15 protein-coding genes are annotated in these 16,609 nt (G+C 71.3%); 7 read left to right on the top strand and 8 right to left on the bottom strand.

From position 1 onward, the window contains the following. Position 1 precedes the first annotated feature (1 nt). On the top strand, positions 2-889 hold the full coding sequence (sucD, locus tag ACIQG9_RS20515; protein WP_400404582.1) for a succinate--CoA ligase subunit alpha: 888 nt from the start codon (positions 2-4) through the stop codon (positions 887-889). Between the two features lie 48 nt (positions 890-937). Here the strand turns inward: sucD and ACIQG9_RS20510 are convergent, their stop codons facing one another. Next, entirely contained in the window at positions 938-1,204 is a 267-nt protein-coding gene (locus ACIQG9_RS20510; RefSeq protein WP_400404580.1) for a DUF4190 domain-containing protein, read from the bottom strand. Between the two features lie 155 nt (positions 1,205-1,359). Here ACIQG9_RS20510 and ACIQG9_RS20505 point away from each other — a divergent pair, with 155 nt between their 5' ends. Further along, positions 1,360-2,739, top strand: a complete 1,380-nt coding sequence (locus tag ACIQG9_RS20505) for a DUF6350 family protein (protein WP_400404578.1) — start codon at positions 1,360-1,362, stop codon at positions 2,737-2,739. A 174-nt stretch (positions 2,740-2,913) separates the two neighbouring features. On the opposite strand, the gene ACIQG9_RS20500 is transcribed toward ACIQG9_RS20505, so the two are convergent. Together ACIQG9_RS20500 and ACIQG9_RS20495 are read right to left on the bottom strand one after the other, a co-directional pair. After that, complete coding sequence (locus tag ACIQG9_RS20500) at positions 2,914-3,492, bottom strand: DUF4190 domain-containing protein (protein ID WP_400404576.1); 579 nt, start codon at positions 3,490-3,492, stop codon at positions 2,914-2,916. 25 nt (positions 3,493-3,517) lie between these two features. Beyond that, positions 3,518-3,826, bottom strand: coding sequence for a CD225/dispanin family protein (locus tag ACIQG9_RS20495; protein ID WP_400404574.1), 309 nt, complete (start codon positions 3,824-3,826; stop codon positions 3,518-3,520). 183 nt (positions 3,827-4,009) lie between these two features. Here ACIQG9_RS20495 and purN point away from each other — a divergent pair, with 183 nt between their 5' ends. Next, positions 4,010-4,630: a phosphoribosylglycinamide formyltransferase gene (gene purN / locus ACIQG9_RS20490; RefSeq protein WP_400404572.1), complete on the top strand. Its 621-nt coding sequence runs from the start codon at positions 4,010-4,012 to the stop codon at positions 4,628-4,630. Continuing rightward, positions 4,627-6,198 (top strand): bifunctional phosphoribosylaminoimidazolecarboxamide formyltransferase/IMP cyclohydrolase, encoded by a 1,572-nt coding sequence (purH, locus tag ACIQG9_RS20485; RefSeq protein ID WP_400404570.1) that lies wholly within the window; start codon positions 4,627-4,629, stop codon positions 6,196-6,198. The genes purN and purH overlap by 4 nt, the downstream gene beginning before the upstream one ends. 103 nt (positions 6,199-6,301) lie before the next feature. Here purH and ACIQG9_RS20480 read toward each other — a convergent pair whose 3' ends face one another. From ACIQG9_RS20480 to ACIQG9_RS20460, 5 genes are all read right to left on the bottom strand, one after another. Continuing rightward, positions 6,302-7,327: an ABC transporter ATP-binding protein gene (locus ACIQG9_RS20480; RefSeq protein ID WP_400404568.1), complete on the bottom strand. Its 1,026-nt coding sequence runs from the start codon at positions 7,325-7,327 to the stop codon at positions 6,302-6,304. Beyond that, positions 7,311-8,348, bottom strand: coding sequence for an ABC transporter ATP-binding protein (locus tag ACIQG9_RS20475; protein ID WP_400404566.1), 1,038 nt, complete (start codon positions 8,346-8,348; stop codon positions 7,311-7,313). The genes ACIQG9_RS20480 and ACIQG9_RS20475 overlap by 17 nt, the downstream gene beginning before the upstream one ends. Before the next feature lie 181 nt (positions 8,349-8,529). Beyond that, positions 8,530-9,486 carry an ABC transporter permease gene (locus tag ACIQG9_RS20470; RefSeq protein WP_400404564.1) on the bottom strand — a complete coding sequence of 319 codons (957 nt, stop codon included), beginning with the start codon at positions 9,484-9,486 and terminating at the stop codon, positions 8,530-8,532. Positions 9,487-9,504: 18 nt separating this feature from the next. Beyond that, on the bottom strand, positions 9,505-10,443 hold the full coding sequence (locus ACIQG9_RS20465; protein ID WP_400404562.1) for an ABC transporter permease: 939 nt from the start codon (positions 10,441-10,443) through the stop codon (positions 9,505-9,507). 84 nt (positions 10,444-10,527) lie between these two features. Beyond that, on the bottom strand, positions 10,528-12,132 hold the full coding sequence (locus tag ACIQG9_RS20460; RefSeq protein WP_400404560.1) for an ABC transporter substrate-binding protein: 1,605 nt from the start codon (positions 12,130-12,132) through the stop codon (positions 10,528-10,530). A gap of 414 nt (positions 12,133-12,546) precedes the next feature. On the opposite strand from ACIQG9_RS20460, the gene ACIQG9_RS20455 reads away from it, so the two are divergent. From ACIQG9_RS20455 to ACIQG9_RS20445, 3 genes are all read left to right on the top strand, one after another. Then, a complete protein-coding gene (locus ACIQG9_RS20455) occupies positions 12,547-13,407 on the top strand; it encodes a bifunctional methylenetetrahydrofolate dehydrogenase/methenyltetrahydrofolate cyclohydrolase (protein ID WP_400404558.1) in 861 nt (286 codons plus the stop codon). A 129-nt stretch (positions 13,408-13,536) separates the two neighbouring features. Continuing rightward, positions 13,537-14,487: a malate dehydrogenase gene (locus tag ACIQG9_RS20450; protein WP_400404556.1), complete on the top strand. Its 951-nt coding sequence runs from the start codon at positions 13,537-13,539 to the stop codon at positions 14,485-14,487. 664 nt (positions 14,488-15,151) lie between these two features. Next, on the top strand, positions 15,152-16,369 hold the full coding sequence (locus ACIQG9_RS20445; RefSeq protein WP_400404554.1) for an NADP-dependent isocitrate dehydrogenase: 1,218 nt from the start codon (positions 15,152-15,154) through the stop codon (positions 16,367-16,369). Positions 16,370-16,609: the final 240 nt, after the last annotated feature.

Genomic DNA, 16,609 nt, shown 5'->3' with positions numbered 1-16,609 from the left:
AATGGCTATCTGGCTGACCAAGGAGTCCAAGGTCATCGTCCAGGGGATGACCGGGTCCGAGGGTTCCAAGCACACCCGGCGGATGCTCGCCGCGGGCACCAACGTCGTCGGCGGCGTCAACCCGCGCAAGGCCGGCACCACCGTCGACTTCGACGGCACCGAGCTGCCGGTCTTCGCCTCCGTCGCGGACGCGATGAAGTCCACCGGGGCGGACGTCACGGTGATCTTCGTACCGCCGCAGTTCACCAAGGGCGCGGTGGTCGAGGCGATCGACGCCGAGATCCCGCTGGCCGTGGTGATCACGGAGGGCGTCCCGGTGCACGACACCGCCGCCTTCTGGGCGTACAACCTGTCGAAGGGCGAGCGGACCCGGATCATCGGCCCGAACTGCCCCGGCATCGCCTCGCCGGGCGCCTCCAACGCCGGCATCATCCCGGCCGACATCACCGGCACCGGCCGGATCGGCCTGGTCAGCAAGAGCGGCACGCTGACCTACCAGATGATGTACGAGCTGCGCGACATCGGCTTCTCGACCTGCGTCGGCATCGGCGGTGACCCGATCATCGGGACCACCCACATCGACGCCCTCGCCGCGTTCGAGGCCGACCCGGAGACCGACGCCATCGTGATGATCGGCGAGATCGGCGGCGACGCCGAGGAGCGGGCCGCCGACTTCATCAAGGCCAACGTCACCAAGCCGGTGGTCGGCTACATCGCCGGCTTCACCGCGCCCCCCGGCAAGACCATGGGGCACGCCGGCGCGATCATCTCCGGCTCGGCGGGCACCGCCGAGGCGAAGCAGAAGGCGCTGGAGGCGGTCGGCGTCAAGGTCGGCAAGACCCCGACCGAGACCGCCAAGCTGATGCGGGAGATCATGTCCGGCCGCTGAGCGGACGACGGATCCACCGAGGGGGTCGACCGGGGACGGTCGGCCCCCTCAGTTGTTGTTCCAGAACGGGTACCTGCCGCTCGCCCGCAGGATCGCGCTGCCGATGATGTTGATCACGCCGAAGGCGATGGCCAGGTAACCGAGGACGGGCGACTGGCCGTACCGCTTGGCGTCCCGGATCGACAGGTAGCCGAAGACGATGCCCAGGACGCCGCAGCAGATCAGACCGAGGACGATGCCGAGCACCCCCCAGAGCGTGGTGCGGTCCCGGCCGGCCGCGGGCGACGGCGGGGGCGGTGGGTACGGAGCGTTCACGGCTTCCTCCGGCGGTCGGTGCCGCGACTTCAGTCGCGTCCTGCGCCGAGGCTAATCCGGATCGGGGGCCGGAAACCGGTGGATCACGGAACTCGCCGGGGCCCGGCGGCCCCGGCGGGCAGCCGCCGCCCGCGCGGCGTGCCAGAGTAGACCCGATGTCCTCGATCACCCCTGATCAGCCCCGCCGTCCCGCCGGTGTCCGCGCCGACGCCCGGCCGTCCGGCCGTGCCGCCGGCGGTGCCCGGGTGCCGGCGCCCCGCCGGCCGGAGCGGTCCTCGCGCGGCCGGGCACCGCTCCCGGTCGCCGCTGCGGTCGCCGCCGGCGGGGCCGCCCTCACCTCCTGTCTGCCGGTGGCGCTGGTGCTGGGGATGGCCCAGCTCAGCGAGGACGCCGGCTCGCTGCCCGGCGCGCTGCGCGCCGGGCTGGCCGGTTGGCTGCTCGGCCACGGGGTGCCGTTGCAGACCACCGCCGGTCCGCTCGGCCTCGTCCCGCTGGCGCTCTCCGCGTTCGCGTTCTGGCGGCTGAGCCGGGCCGGCGTACACACCAGCCGGGCCATCGGCGCCCGCAGCGGCCGGTCACCCCGGCAGGCGCTCACCGCCTCGGTCGCCGTCGGCATCGGGTACGCCCTGCTCGGCGTCCTGGCCGCGGTGCTGGTCGGCAGCGCCGGGCTGCGGGTCTCCCCGGTCCGGGCCGGGGTGACCCTGCTGCTCTTCGGCACGGTGGCGGCCCTGGCCGGGGCGCTGCGTACCACCGGGGTGGCCGGCCTGCTCGCCGACCGGGCGGCGCCGGTGCTCCGGGACGGCGTACGCACCGGGCTGGTCGCCGGCCTGCTGCTGCTCGGGGCGGGGTCCGGGGCGGCCGGGCTGGCGGTGGCGACCGGCGGGGGAGACGCCGCCGACATGATCGGGGCGTACCGGACCGGGGTGGCCGGGCAGGCCGGCATCACCCTGGTCAGCCTGGCCTACGCACCGAACGCCACGGTCTGGTCCACCGCCTACCTGCTCGGGCCGGGGTTCGCGGTCGGCACCGGTACTGCGGTACGCACCAGCGAGGTCTCCGTCGGCTCGCTGCCGGCCGTACCGCTGGTCGCCGGCCTGCCCAGCGGCCCGGTCGACGGGCTCGGGGCCGCGCTGCTGGCGGTGCCGGTGCTGGCCGGGATGACCGCGGGCTGGCTGCTCGGCCGCCGGCTGCTCCGGGCGGACGCCGAGGACCGGGCGGGATCGGGCTGGCCGGCGCTGCTCGGGCCGGCGGCGCTCGCCGGCCCGGTGGTCGGTCTGGTCGTCGGGCTCGCCGCGGCGGCCTCCGGCGGCGCGCTCGGCGGTGGGCGGCTGGCCGAGATCGGTCCGGTGCCCTGGCAGGTGGCGGCGGTGGCGACCGCGGTGGTGACGGTCGGCGCGCTGCTCGGGGCCGCCGCCGCCAAGGTCCTCGACCGCCCCCGCCCGGCACGCGAGCGTCCGACCCGGCGCGCGCCCGCCCCCACCCGACGCCCGCCCGACCCGCCCGGTTCAGGAGCGACCCGCCCGGTTCAGGGCTGACCCCGCCCGGTTCAGGGCTGCCCGCCGGGTTCAGGGTCGATCCGCGAAGGTCAGGCCGATCCGCGCAGTCCATTCAGGGCCGACCCGGCCGGCTCGGAGCCGGCGAGGGGCGCCCCGGACGGTGCCGGGACGCCCCTCGTGCCGCCTCGCGTCAGGGCGACGTGCCGCCTCGCGTCAGGGCGACGTGGGCAGCGCGACGTTGGCGAAGATGCTGAGGATGAAGAGCAGAATGGCGAGCCCGATGGCGATCGCGCCGCAGATCAGGCCGGCCTTGGCCTGACCGTCGTTGCCGGCCAGCCCCTGGGCCGCCTTCTGCCGGCCCAGCCAACCGGTGACCACCGCGGCGATACCGAGCGGGACGCCCAGGTAGAAGCAGCAGAGCAACGGGATCGACGCGATGCCGAGGATCATCGACACCAGGCCGAGGGTGTTCTGCTGCCCCTGCGGCGCCGGGTAGCCGGCCCCCGGGTAGGAGGCCGCCGCGCCGTAGGGCTGCTGCTGCGCGTACGGGTCCTGGTAGGAGGGCTGCTGCCCGTACGGCTGGCCCGAGGTGGGCTGCTGGCCGTACGGGTCGTGCGGCTGCTGCCCGTACGGCGCTGCCGGCTGCTGCCCGTACGGCGCTGCCGGCTGCTGCCCGTACGGCGCCTGCGGCGCGGCGTACGGGTCCTGCGGCTGGCCCGACACGGGCTGCTGGCCGTACGGGTCGTGCGGCTGCTGGCCGTACGGATCCTGGCCGGGGTTTCCGGGCTGCATCTCGGGCACTCCTCAGGTCGGGTCGTCAGTAGCTGCTGGTGCTGCTGGTGCTGCCGCCGATCGCGCCCATCACGCCGCCGAAGATGCAGCAGAGCAGGACGATGACGAGCCAGACGGCGCCGATGATGAAGGCCAGCTTCGACCACTTCTTCGACTCGGCGGCGGCGGCCTGGGCGCCCGCGTAGTCGCCCTGCTGGAGCAGCGGGTTGACCTTCGAGGCGTTGATGATGGCGGGGATCGCGAGCGGCCAGAAGAAGAAGATGGCCACGATCGACGGGGTCATGTTGTTGTTGATCGGCTGCGGCTGCTGGGGGTTAGGGTAGCCGGGCTGCATCGGGGTGCTCCTCGTTGGCATCGGCACGGTGTCCGTACCTGATCAGTTTTGAAGGGTGCGGCGGCGGGCGTACGCCGGCCACCGAGCGACCGGCAGCGTATCGCGTTCGTGCGACACGCGTGATCACCCGAAACGTCGCTGCCCGGAGGATGGGCGGCCCGACCTGCCCGATAGGGTTGGCCGGTGACCGAGCCCGCGTCCGTCGCCCGCCTCGTCGTCCTCGTCTCCGGATCCGGCAGCAACCTCCAGGCCCTGCTGGACGCCGCCGCCGACCCCGGATACGGCGCCCGGGTGGTGGCCGTCGGCGCCGACCGGGACGGCATCGCCGGCCTGGACCGGGCCGCCGCCGCCGGGGTGCCGACCTTCGTCGACCGGGTGCAGGACCACCCGACCCGCGAGGACTGGGACAGGACGCTGACCGCGCACGTCGCGGAGCACCAGCCGGACCTGGTCATCTCCGCCGGGTTCCTCAAGCTGGTCGGGCCGCACTTCCTGGGTGCCTTCGGCGACCGCTACCTGAACACGCACAACACCCTGCTGCCGGCGTTCCCCGGCATCCACGGTCCCCGCGACGCGCTCGCCTACGGCGTGAAGGTCACCGGGGCCACCCTCTTCTTCGTCGACGCCGGAATGGACACCGGCCCGATCGTCGCGCAGGTCGCCGTGCCGGTCCTGGCCGGCGACGACGAGTCGACGCTCACCGAGCGCATCAAGGAGGCCGAGCGCCGCCAGCTCGTCGAGCAGGTCGGTCGCCTGGTCCGTGAAGGTTGGACGATCACCGGAAGGAAGGTCACGGTCCCGTGAGTTCCACTCAGGACGAGCGACGCCCGATCAGGCGGGCGCTGGTCAGCGTCTACGACAAGAGCGGCCTGGTCGAGCTGGCCCGGACGCTGCACGACGCCGGGGTGGAGATCGTCTCGACCGGTTCCACCGCGTCGACGATCTCCGACGCGGGCGTGCCGGTGACCCCGGTCGAGCAGGTGACCGGCTTCCCGGAGATCCTCGACGGCCGGGTGAAGACCCTGCACCCGAAGATCCACGGTGGGCTCCTCGCCGACCTGCGCAAGGACTCCCACGCCGCCCAGCTCGACGAGCACGGCATCGCCGGGATCGACCTGCTGGTCGCCAACCTCTACCCGTTCCAGGCCACGGTCGCCTCTGGCGCCAGCCAGGACGAGTGCGTCGAGCAGATCGACATCGGCGGGCCGGCGATGGTCCGGGCCGCCGCCAAGAACCACGCCTCGGTCGCCGTGGTGACCGACCCGGCCGGGTACCCGGCGCTGGTCGCCGCCCTCGGCGAGGGTGGCTTCACGCTCGCCCAGCGCCGGGTGCTGGCCGCCCGCGCGTTCGCCGACATCGCCGAGTACGACGTGGCCGTCGCCGAGTGGTTCGCCGCTTCCGTCGCGCCGGCCGCCGACGGCTGGCCGCAGTTCGCCGGGCTGGCCCTGCGCCGCCAGGCGGTGCTGCGCTACGGCGAGAACCCGCACCAGGACGCCGCCGTGTACGCCGACCCGAGCAGCCCGCCCGGGCTGGCCCAGGCCGAGCAGTTGCACGGCAAGGAGATGTCCTACAACAACTACGTCGACGCGGATGCCGCCTGGCGGGCCGCGAACGACTTCCCCGACCAGCCGGCCGTGGCGATCATCAAGCACGCCAACCCGTGCGGCATCGCGGTCGGCGCGGACGTGGCCGAGGCGCACCGCAGGGCGCACGCCTGTGACCCGGTCTCCGCCTTCGGCGGGGTCATCGCCGTCAACCGGGCGGTCTCCGTGGAGTTGGCCCGGCAGGTCGCCGAGATCTTCACCGAGGTGCTGGTGGCACCGGAGTTCGAGCCCGGGGCCGTCGAGGTCCTCCAGGGCCGGAAGAACATCCGGCTGCTGCGCGCCCCGGCCTTCCGGCCGCTGCCGGCGGAGTGGCGTCAGGTCACCGGCGGTGTCCTGGTGCAGCTCCGCGACCGGATCGACGCCGAGGGCGACGACCCGGCCAACTGGCGGCTCGCCACCGGCGAGGCGGCCGACGAGGCCACCCTGCGCGACCTCGTCCTCGCCTGGCGGGCGGTCCGGGCCGTGAAGAGCAACGCGATCCTGCTGGCCAAGGACGGCGCCTCCGTCGGCGTGGGCATGGGCCAGGTCAACCGGGTCGACTCCGCGCAGCTCGCGGTCAGCCGGGCCGGCGCCGAGCGGGCCCGTGGTGCGGTCGCCGCGTCGGACGCGTTCTTCCCGTTCGCCGACGGCCCGCAGATCCTCATCGCGGCCGGGGTGCGGGCGATCGTCCAGCCCGGCGGCTCCATCCGCGACGAGGAGACCATCGCGGCCTGCAAGGAATCCGGCGTGACGATGTACCTCACCGGCACCCGCCACTTCTTCCACTGACCCAACCCCCGGCCGGTCGACGAGCCGGGTGGGGTTCGCCATGTCGCTGATCCAGCGGTATCGCCAGCGGGCGGATACCGCTGGATCAGCGACATTGAGTCGATCATGGAGTCCGGAGCGCGGCGAAGTGGCAGGCGCAGGGGTGCGGGTCGGCGGCGCGCGGGACGGTGGGCGGGTCCTCGCGGGCGCAGACCTCCTGGGCCTTCCAGCAGCGGGTCCGGAAATGGCAGCCCGACGGCGGGTCGGCCGGACTCGGCACGTCGCCGGTGAGCCGGATGATGGTGCGGTCGTCGCGGGCGTCCGGGTCGGGCACCGGCACCGCGGAGAGCAGCGCCTGGGTGTACGGGTGGGTGGCCCGTTCGTAGATCTCGTCCTCGGTGCCGATCTCCACGATCCGGCCCAGGTACATCACCGCGACCCGGTCGGAGATGTGCCGGACCACCGACAGGTCGTGCGCGATGAAGATGTACGACAGCCCGAACTCGTCCTGGAGCTGTTCCAGCAGGTTGATCACCTGGGCCTGGATGGAGACGTCCAGCGCGGAGACCGGCTCGTCGCAGACGATGACCTCGGGACGCAGGGCGAGCGCCCGGGCGATGCCGATGCGCTGCCGCTGGCCGCCGGAGAACTGGTGCGGGTACCGGTTGACGTGCTCCGGGTTGAGGCCCACCACGTCCAGCAGCTCCTGCACCCGGCCGCGCTTGCTGCCCTTGGGCGCGGCGTCCGGGTGGATGTCGAACGGCTCGCCGATGATGTCGCCGACCGTCATCCGCGGGTTCAACGAGGTGTACGGGTCCTGCATGACCATCTGCATGTTGCGGCGCAGCCGGCGTAGCTCCGCACCGGAGGCGGAGAAGAGGTCCTTCCCCTCCAGGGTGGCCCGGCCGGAGGTGGGCTTCTCCAGCCGCATCAGCAGCCGGGCCAGCGTCGACTTGCCGCAGCCGGACTCACCGACGATGCCGAGCGTCTCGCCCCGGCGCAGCTCGAAGCTCACTCCGTCGACGGCCCGGACCGCGCCGGTCTGCCGCTGGAAGACCACGCCCTGGCTGATCGGAAAGTGCTTGACCAGGTTGTCGACGGCGAGGATCGTCTCGCCGCGCACCTTGGCCGGGCTAGCGGGCGCTGTCATCACGGACCTCCTGCGCGAAGTGGCACGCGCTGGTCCGGCCGTCGGCGAGGACCAGGTCGTGCGGCACCGCGTCCATGCACACCTGCTGCACGTACGGGCACCGGGGGTGGAATGGGCAGCCGGCGGGGATCCGCATCAGGTTCGGCGGCAGCCCCTTGATCGTCGACAGCTCCCGGCCCCGGACGTCCAGCCGCGGGATCGACTCCAGCAACCCCTTGGTGTACGGGTGGGCCGGTGCCCGGTACAGCGAGCGGACGTCGGCGTGCTCGACGATCCGGCCGGCGTACATGACCGCGATCCGGTCCGCGACGCCGGCCACCACGCCCAGGTCGTGGGTGATCAGGATCATCGCCATGTCGAGGTCCCGGCGCAGGTCGGCCAGCAGGTCCATGATCTGGGCCTGCACGGTGACGTCGAGCGCGGTGGTCGGCTCGTCGGCGATCAGCACCTTCGGGTTCAGGGCCAGCGCCATCGCGATCATCACGCGCTGCCGCATGCCGCCGGAGAACTGGTGCGGGTAGTCACCGAGCCGGTTCGCCGCGCCGGGGATCCTCACCAGGTCCATCAGCTCGACGGTCCGCCGGCGGGCGTCGGCGCGGGACATCCGTTCCCGCTGGCGCAGCGTCTCGCCGATCTGCCAGCCGACCGGGAAGACCGGGTTCAACGCCGACAGCGCGTCCTGGAAGATCATCGCGATCTCCTTGCCGCGTACCTGACGACGCTGCTCCTCGGGCAGCCTCAGCAGGTCCCGGCCCTGGTAGCGGATCTGACCGGAACGGATCACCGCCGGGGGAGTGTCCAGGATCCCCATGATCGCCTGGGCGGTGACCGACTTGCCGGAACCGGACTCGCCGAGCACGGCCAGGGTCTCGCCCGGATCCAGGTGGTACGAGACCCCGTTGATCACCTTGGCGACGCCCTCGCCGGTGCGGAACTCGACGTGCAGGTCCCGTACCTCCAGCAGGTGACCGCCGGGCGGGGTCGGGGAGGCCGGCGTGGGCCGGACGGCGGACTCGGTCACCGGATCTGCCTTTCGGTAGCGTCTGCGGGGCTCGCTGCGCTCACTCCTCGCGCTCGCGGTGCCGGCTTTTCGCTCGCGACTGCGGGGCTCGCTGCGCTCACTCCTCGCGCTCGCGGTGCTGGCTTTTCGCTCGCGACTGCGGGGCTCGCTGCGCTCACTCCTCGCGCTCGCACGGGGAACCTCACCGCAGCTTCGGGTCGAAGGCGTCGCGGATCGCGTCGCCCAGCATGATGAAGGCGAGCACGGTCAGCGCGAGGAAGGCCGACGGGACCACCAGCGGGGTCGCCGACTCACGCATGTGCACCCGCCCGGCGTCGATGTCGATGCCCCAGGAGATGGTCGGGGCCTTGAGGCCGATGCCGAGGAAGCTCAGCGTCGCCTCGGCCGCGATGAACGAGCCGAGCGCGATGGTCAGCACCACGATCGCCGGGGCGAGCGCGTTCGGCAGGATGTGCCGCCACATGATCCGGCCGTTGCCGGCGCCGAGCATCCGGGCCGCGGCCACGTAGTCCTGTTCCTTGGCGGTGATCACCGAGGAGCGGACCACCCGGGCGGCCGTGGTCCACCCGAGCACCGCCAGCACGAAGATCACCGCGAACAGCCGGACGTTGTCGCTGCTGGTGCCCACCCGCTTGAGCAGCACGATCGCGGCGAGCAGCAGCGGGATGCCGAGCACGATGTCGATCACCCGGGAGAGCACCGCGTCGACCCAGCGGCCGAAGTAGCCGGCGACCATCCCGACGACCAGCGCGATGACGCCGGTGAACAGCGCGGAGAGCGCGCCGACCAGCAGCGAGGCGCGTGCCCCGTAGACCGCCCGGGCGTAGGTGTCGCAGCCCTGGAAGTCGTACCCGAAGATGGCCCCGCCGGACGCCCCGGCGTGCTGCCGGGAGAGCACGCAGGCGCGCGGGTCGTTGGCGGTGAACAGGGACGGGACGGCGGCCATCGCGGCGACCAGCACGACCAGGATCAGGCTGACCCAGAACACCGGGTTGCGGCGCAGGTCGCGCCAGGCGTCACCGGCCAGGCTGCGCGGCTTCTGCGGTACGCCGACCTGGTTGGGTGCCCCGGGCTCGCCGGAGACGCCCCGCCGCGCGGCCTGGTTCTCGGTGGCCGCGACCGTCTCGAAGTCACTCATGCCCGCACCTCGCTGCGCTCACTCATAGCGGATCCTCGGATCGAGTACGGCGTACAGGACGTCCACCACCAGGTTGGAGATGAGGTAGACCACGACGAGCACGCTGACGATGCCCACCACCAGCGGGCCGTCCTCGGTGCGGATGCCGCGGAACAGGTTGAAGCCCACCCCAGGGATGTTGAACACGCCCTCGGTGATGATCGCGCCGCTCATCAGGTTGCCCAGCTCGACGCCGAGGAAGGTGATCACCGGGATGAGCGAGTTGCGCAGCACGTGCACGCTGACGATCCGCCGCCGGACCAGGCCCTTCGAGCGGGCGGTCCGGACGTAGTCGGCGCGCAGGTTCTCCGCCACCGAGGTGCGGGTCAGCCGCAGCGCGGTGGCCAGCGAGAGCGAGCCGAGGACGATGCCGGGCAGCAGCAGGGCGTACAGGTCGGGGGCGGCGCCGGCGGTGGGCGGGAAGAGCGGCCACCTGACGCCGAGGAAGTACTGGGCGAGCGGGGCCAGCACGATGGTGGGGATGCCCAGCACCAGCAGGGTCAGCACCAGGGTCGAGTTGTCGAAGATGCTGGCCCGGCGGATGCCGGCGAGCACCCCGGCGGTGACCCCGAACAGGATCGTCACGGCCATCGCGATCAGCGCGAGCTTCACGGTGACCGGCCAGGCGGCGGCGAGGATGTCCCCGATCGACCGGCCGGTCAGCGACTGGCCGAGGTCGCCCCGGAGCAGGTTCTTCAGGTAGTCGAAGTAGCGGTAGAAGAAGCCGCCCACCCCGGTCTGGTCGAGGTGGAACTTCTCGGTCAGGTATGCCCGCTGGGCCGGGGTCACCGGACGTTCTCCGGCGAGCGCCTGGATCGGGTCACCCTGACCGGCGAACATCAGGGCGTAGACGATCAGCGTGGTCCCGAAGAAGGCGAGGACCATCTGGAGCAGACGCCGCAGAATGAAGCGGAACATACTGTGCAGTCTCTCTGAAAAGGGGCGAAGGGGGAGGCGGGTCGGGCCACCGTCCACCGATGACCCGACCCGTCGTGCCGGGTGTTACCTGACCGCCTCGATCTTCAGCAGGTCGATCCGGTCGAAGAGATCCATCGCCACGTTCTTGACCTTGGTCGAGTGCCCGAAGTTGTTCTGACCGAAGCGGAGCGGGATCACCGGCATGTCCTCGGCCAGGAGGTCCTCCGCCGCCTGGTACTTCTTGACCGCCGCTTCCTCGTTCGGCGCCTTGGCGCCCTCGGCCAGCAGCTTGTCGAACTCGGGGTTGCTGTAGCCGTAGTAGTTCGAGGAACCGTTCGTGCTGTACAGCGGGCCCAGGTAGTTCTCCATGGACGGGTAGTCCATGACCCAGCCCATCCGGAACAGGCCCACCGGCTGCTTCGCCTTGACCTTGGTCAGCAGGTCCGCGAACTTGGGCTCGGCGGTGCCGACGCACTCCACGCCCAGGTTGGCCTTGAGCTGGTTGCAGGTCGCGTCGACCCAGTCCTTGTGGCCGCCGTCGCCGTTGTACGACAGCTCGATCTTCTTCGGGCCGCCCCCGGCCTGGTACAGCACCTTGGCCTTGGTCGGGTCGAACTCACCGGCGGAGCCGATGGTGTTCTCCCGGTAGCCCGCGACCACCGGCGAGACGAACGAGCGGGCCGGCTGCTGCGAGTCCTTGAAGATCGACTTGGTGATCTCGTCGCGGTCGATCGCCATCGAGATGGCCTTGCGGACCTCGGGGTTGCTGAACTCCTTCTGGAAGGTCGGGAAGGCCAGCACCTGGAGCGACGACGCGGGGCTCTGCTGGAACCGGTCACCGAGGTCGGTGCCGGCGGTCGACAGGTTCTCGGTCGGGATCGTCTTGATCACGTCGAGGTTGTCCGACAGCACGTCCGCGTAGGCGGCGGTGAGCTGCTGGTAGATCCGGAACTCGACGCCGGCCACCTTCGGCTGCTGGCCGGGGAAGGCGTCGTACTTCTCCACCTCGACCTTGGCGTCGTGCTGCCAGGAGCCCTTCATCTTGAACGGGCCCTGACCGATCGGCGCCTGCTCGTAGCCCTCGGCGAGCACGCCCGGGGCGGAGAAGGCGGCCTTCGGCAGCGGGTAGAAGGCGGTGTAGCCGAGCATCGACTTGAACTCGCTGTACGGCTCGGTCAGGGTGACCGTGAAGGTCAGGTCGTCGACCTTCTTCAGCCCGGAGAGCGTCTTCGCGGCCGGCTGCTCACCCTGGAGGGCGTCGTAGCCGGCGATCTTCTCGAAGAAGTAGCTGGAGTTCTGCCCGTTGGGGGCGTACGCGCCGTAGTTCCAGGCGTCGAGGTAGCTGTCGGCGGTGACCTTCTCGCCGTTGTGGAAGGTGTAACCGTCCTTGAGCTTGATCGTCCAGACCTTGTTGTCCGACGACGTGACGGACTCGGCCGCCACCTCGTACGGCTTGTTGGCCTCGTCGTAGTCGACCAGCGGGCTGAACAGGGCGGCGAGCACCTGCGAGCCGCTCGTCTCGTTGGTGTTGGTCGGCACCAGGTGCTGCGGCTCGGCGATCTCGATCCGCACGGCCGCGTTGGGGTCGGACTGACCGGATCCGCCGTCGCCGCCCGAGCCGCAGGCCACCAGGCCCAGGGTCACCGCGAGCGGGAGAGCGGTCCAGGCAGCGAGCCTGCGAACACGCATGGGGGTCTCCTCATCTCCTCACGCAGCGCAGTCAGGCCCGGCGTTGGGTAACACTGCGCAACGATCGGCAACGGTAGGTCGTGAGCCGCCGTTCGGCAACGACGGGGTTGCGAACGGGTAACGGATGACCCGCCCCGGCCTTGTCGGCGGCGGGCGCGTGTGCTATCAGGGCTGAGGCGGATTGCCTGGTCAGAGCCGTACTTCCGGGCCTGTTGCCGGGTCTGCCGCCGGCTGCGGCGGGGCCTGGGTGGTCGACTGTCCGTTGTCCGGTCTGTCGCGCTTCATGATCGACTGTCCGTCCCAGCATGTGGCGCGATCCACAATCAGTGACTCTGGGTGACTAACCACACGTTACTTATCGTCACGACTGCCCGTCCTCGGCCCAGCGGTCGTCCGACGTGAGACGATCTGGGCGTGACGGCGACCATCCTGGACGGCAAGGCGACCGCGGCCGAGATCAAGGACGAGCTGCGGGTGCGGGTCAAGGCCCTGGCCGAGCGGGGCGTCACCCCCGGGCTGGGCACCGTCCTGGTCGGCGCGGACCCCGGCTCCCAGGCGTACGTCAACGGCAAGCACCGCGACTGCGCCGAGGTGGGTGTCGCCTCGATCCGTCGGGAGCTGCCCGCCGACGCCACCCAGCAGCAGCTCGACGACGTGCTCGCCGAGCTGAACGCCGACCCGGCCTGCCACGGCTACATCGTCCAGCTACCGCTCCCGGCACACCTGGACACCCAGCGGGCGCTGGAGCTGATCGACCCCGACAAGGACGCCGACGGGCTGCACCCGGTCAACCTCGGCCGGCTCGTGCTCGGCTACGACGGCCCGCTGCCGTGCACCCCGCGCGGCATCGTCGAGCTGCTCCGCCGGTACGACGTGCCGCTGCGCGGCGCCAACGTCGCCCTCGTCGGCCGGGGAAACACCGTCGGGCGTCCGCTCGGGCTGCTGCTCACCCGGCGCAGCGAGAACGCCACCGTCACCCTCTGCCACACCGGCACCCTCGACCTAGCCGCGCACACCCGCGCCGCCGACGTCGTGATCGTCGCCGCCGGGGTGCCCGGCCTGCTCACCGCCGACATGGTCACCCCGGGCGCGACCGTGGTGGACGTCGGCATCACCCGGGTGATCGGGACCGACGGCAAGGGGCGCTACACCGGTGACGTCGACCCGGAGGTGGCGGAGGTCGCCGGCCGGTTGGTGCCGATGCCGGGCGGCGTCGGGCCGATGACCCGGGCGATGCTGCTGACCAACGTCGTCGAGCGCGCCGAGCGGGCCTGAACCCGGCGGCGATCCGGGCGGCGGTGACGTTCGCCCCATCCCGGCGATGGCCGCCGCCCCTGGCCCGATCAGTGCCAGGATGACTGATACGGTCCGGAAAACCGACTGGTATCAGGGAGTGGGACGACCATGGGTAAGAAGGTCACTGTCGTCGGGGCCGGCTTCTACGGCTCCACCACCGCACAGCGCCTGGCCGAGTACGACGTCTTCGACACCGTCGTGATCACCGACATCGTGGAGGGCAAGCCGGCGGGGCTCGCGCTGGACCTCAACCAGTCGCGCGCGGTCGAGGGCTTCGAGACCAAGGTCGTCGGCGCCACCACCGGCCCCAACGGCGAGGGCTACGAGGCCATCGAGGGCTCGGACGTCGTGGTGATCACCGCCGGGCTGCCCCGCAAGCCGGGCATGAGCCGGATGGACCTGCTGGAGACCAACGCCAAGATCGTTCGGCAGGTCTCCGAGAACGTCGCCAAGTACGCCCCGAACGCCGTCGTCATCGTGGTGTCGAACCCGCTCGACGAGATGACCGCGCTGGCCCAGCTCGCCACCCAGTTCCCCAAGAACCGGGTGCTCGGCCAGGCCGGCATGCTGGACACCGCCCGGTTCACCAACTTCGTCGCCGAAGCCCTTGAGGTACCGGTGAAGTCGGTGAAGACGCTGACCCTCGGCTCGCACGGCGACACGATGGTCCCGGTGCCGTCCAAGAGCACCGTCAACGGCAAGCCGCTGCGTGAGGCGATGCCGGCCGAGCAGATCGAGGAGCTGGTCGTCAAGACCCGCAACGGTGGCGCCGAGGTCGTCGCGCTGCTCAAGACCGGCTCGGCGTACTACGCCCCGTCGGCCGCCGCCGCCCGGATGGCGAAGGCCGTCGCGGAGGACTCCGGCGACGTCATGCCGGTCTGCGCCTGGGTCGACGGCGAGTACGGCATCTCCGGCGTCTACCTGGGCGTCGAGGCCGAGATCGGCGCCGAGGGCATCAGGCGGGTCGTCGAGACCGACCTGGACGCCGACGAGCTGGCCAGCCTCAAGGCGGCTGCCGAGGCCGTCCGCGCCAAGCAGGCCGACGTCGCCAACATGTGACCTGATCCGGCCCACCAAGGGGCACGCCGGCACCCGCCGCCGTGCCCCTTCGCCGTCCCTCCACCCACCCGCCCTCGGCCCACCGCCCTCGGCCCACCGCCCTCGGCCCACCGCCCTCGGCCCACCGCCCTCGGCCCACCGCCCTCGGCCCACCGCCCTCGGCCCACCCCTCCTCTCCCTCCGCCCTGTTGATCAAGAGGTTTACGTCACCGTCGGCGCGGATTCCTGACGCAAACCTCTTGATCACCCCGGGGATCACCGGCTGGAGCGTCGGGGGCCCGGGGTGCCCGGGTTGCCCGGGTTGCCGGGGTGCCGGGGGTGCCGGGGCGCTGGGGGTGTCGGGGTGCCGGGGTGTTGGAGCGCCGGGGTGCCTGAAGGGGGTAGGTGGGGTGGGGTGAATGGGGGCTTGGCGGCGGTGGGGGTGGTGGCGTGGTAGACCCGTGGGTGTGGGCTCACTGGTGTCGGCTCGGTGCCTGATGATCTCCCGGCTCTGCCGCCCTGCCGAGACCGCCTACCGAGACCGCCTACCGAGGCCGCCCTGCCGAGACCGCCCTGCCGAGACCGCCCGTCGAGGCCGGCTGTCGAGGCCGGCTGGGGGGTGTCGGGCCGTTTCCAGTACGCTCGTACTGCTTGAGCACGTGTCCCCCGAGAGGAGCGCCGGCCGATGGCGAAGATCAAGGTAAACAACCCGGTCGTGGAGCTCGACGGCGACGAGATGACCCGGATCATCTGGAAGCAGATCCGGGAGCAGTTGATCCTGCCCTATCTCGACGTCGACCTGCACTACTACGACCTGTCGATCCAGCACCGCGACGAGACCGACGACCAGGTGACCATCGATGCCGCCAACGCCATCAAGGAGCACGGCGTCGGCGTCAAGTGCGCCACCATCACCCCGGACGAGGCCCGGGTCGAGGAGTTCGGCCTGAAGAAGATGTGGCGGTCGCCGAACGGCACCATCCGCAACATCCTCGGCGGTGTCGTCTTCCGCGAGCCGATCATCATGTCCAACGTGCCGCGGCTGGTCCCCGGCTGGACCAAGCCGATCATCATCGGCCGGCACGCCCACGGTGACCAGTACAAGGCCACCGACTTCGTGGTCCCCGGTCCGGGCACGGTGACCATCACCTACACCCCGACCGACGGCGGCGCCCCGGTGGAGATGGAGGTCGCCAACTTCCCCGGCGGCGGCATCGCCATGGGCATGTACAACTTCGACGAGTCGATCCGGGACTTCGCCCGGGCCTCGTTCCGGTACGGGCTGGACCGCAACTACCCGGTCTACCTGTCCACCAAGAACACCATCCTGAAGGCGTACGACGGTCGGTTCAAGGACATCTTCGCCGAGGTGTTCGAGAACGAGTTCAAGTCCGAGTTCGCCGCCGCCGGCATCACCTACGAGCACCGGCTGATCGACGACATGGTCGCCGCCGCGCTCAAGTGGGAGGGCGGCTACGTCTGGGCCTGCAAGAACTACGACGGTGACGTGCAGTCCGACACCGTCGCGCAGGGCTTCGGCTCGCTCGGCCTGATGACCTCGGTCCTGCTCTCCCCGGACGGCCGTACCGTCGAGGCGGAGGCCGCGCACGGCACCGTCACCCGGCACTACCGGCAGTACCAGAAGGGCGAGAAGACCTCGACCAACCCGATCGCCTCGATCTACGCCTGGACCCGGGGCCTGGCCCACCGGGGCAAGCTGGACGGCACCCCGGCGGTCACCGAGTTCGCCAACACCCTGGAGCAGGTCATCGTCGACACCGTCGAGGGTGGCCAGATGACCAAGGACCTCGCGCTGCTCATCTCGCGGGACGCCCCGTGGCTGACCACCGACGAGTTCATGAACGCGCTCGACGAGAACCTGGCGCGCAAGCTCGCCGCCTGATCCTCGCCCGCACCGACGACGGAGCCCGCCGGCGACTTCCGGCGGGCTCCGTCGTACCCGGCGGACCGGATGGGGTGTGCCCCGTCCGGGTGACGGCGGCGTCACCGGTCGGGAAACAGGTCGTTGAGCTGGGTGGACGTGGTGCCAGTAGCGTCCAGGAAGGTTGACTTCGGTCGCCTCGCGGCACCAGTGCCGAGCAGCCAGCCTTCCCGGCTGTCGAGCACAGCCAGCCGTCCCTTC

The organism is Micromonospora sp. NPDC092111 (assembly GCF_044755745.1).
Taxonomy (GTDB): domain Bacteria; phylum Actinomycetota; class Actinomycetes; order Mycobacteriales; family Micromonosporaceae; genus Micromonospora.
The sequence above is the reverse complement of the archived record's forward strand: the minus strand, read 5'-3'. Positions and strand labels throughout refer to the sequence as shown.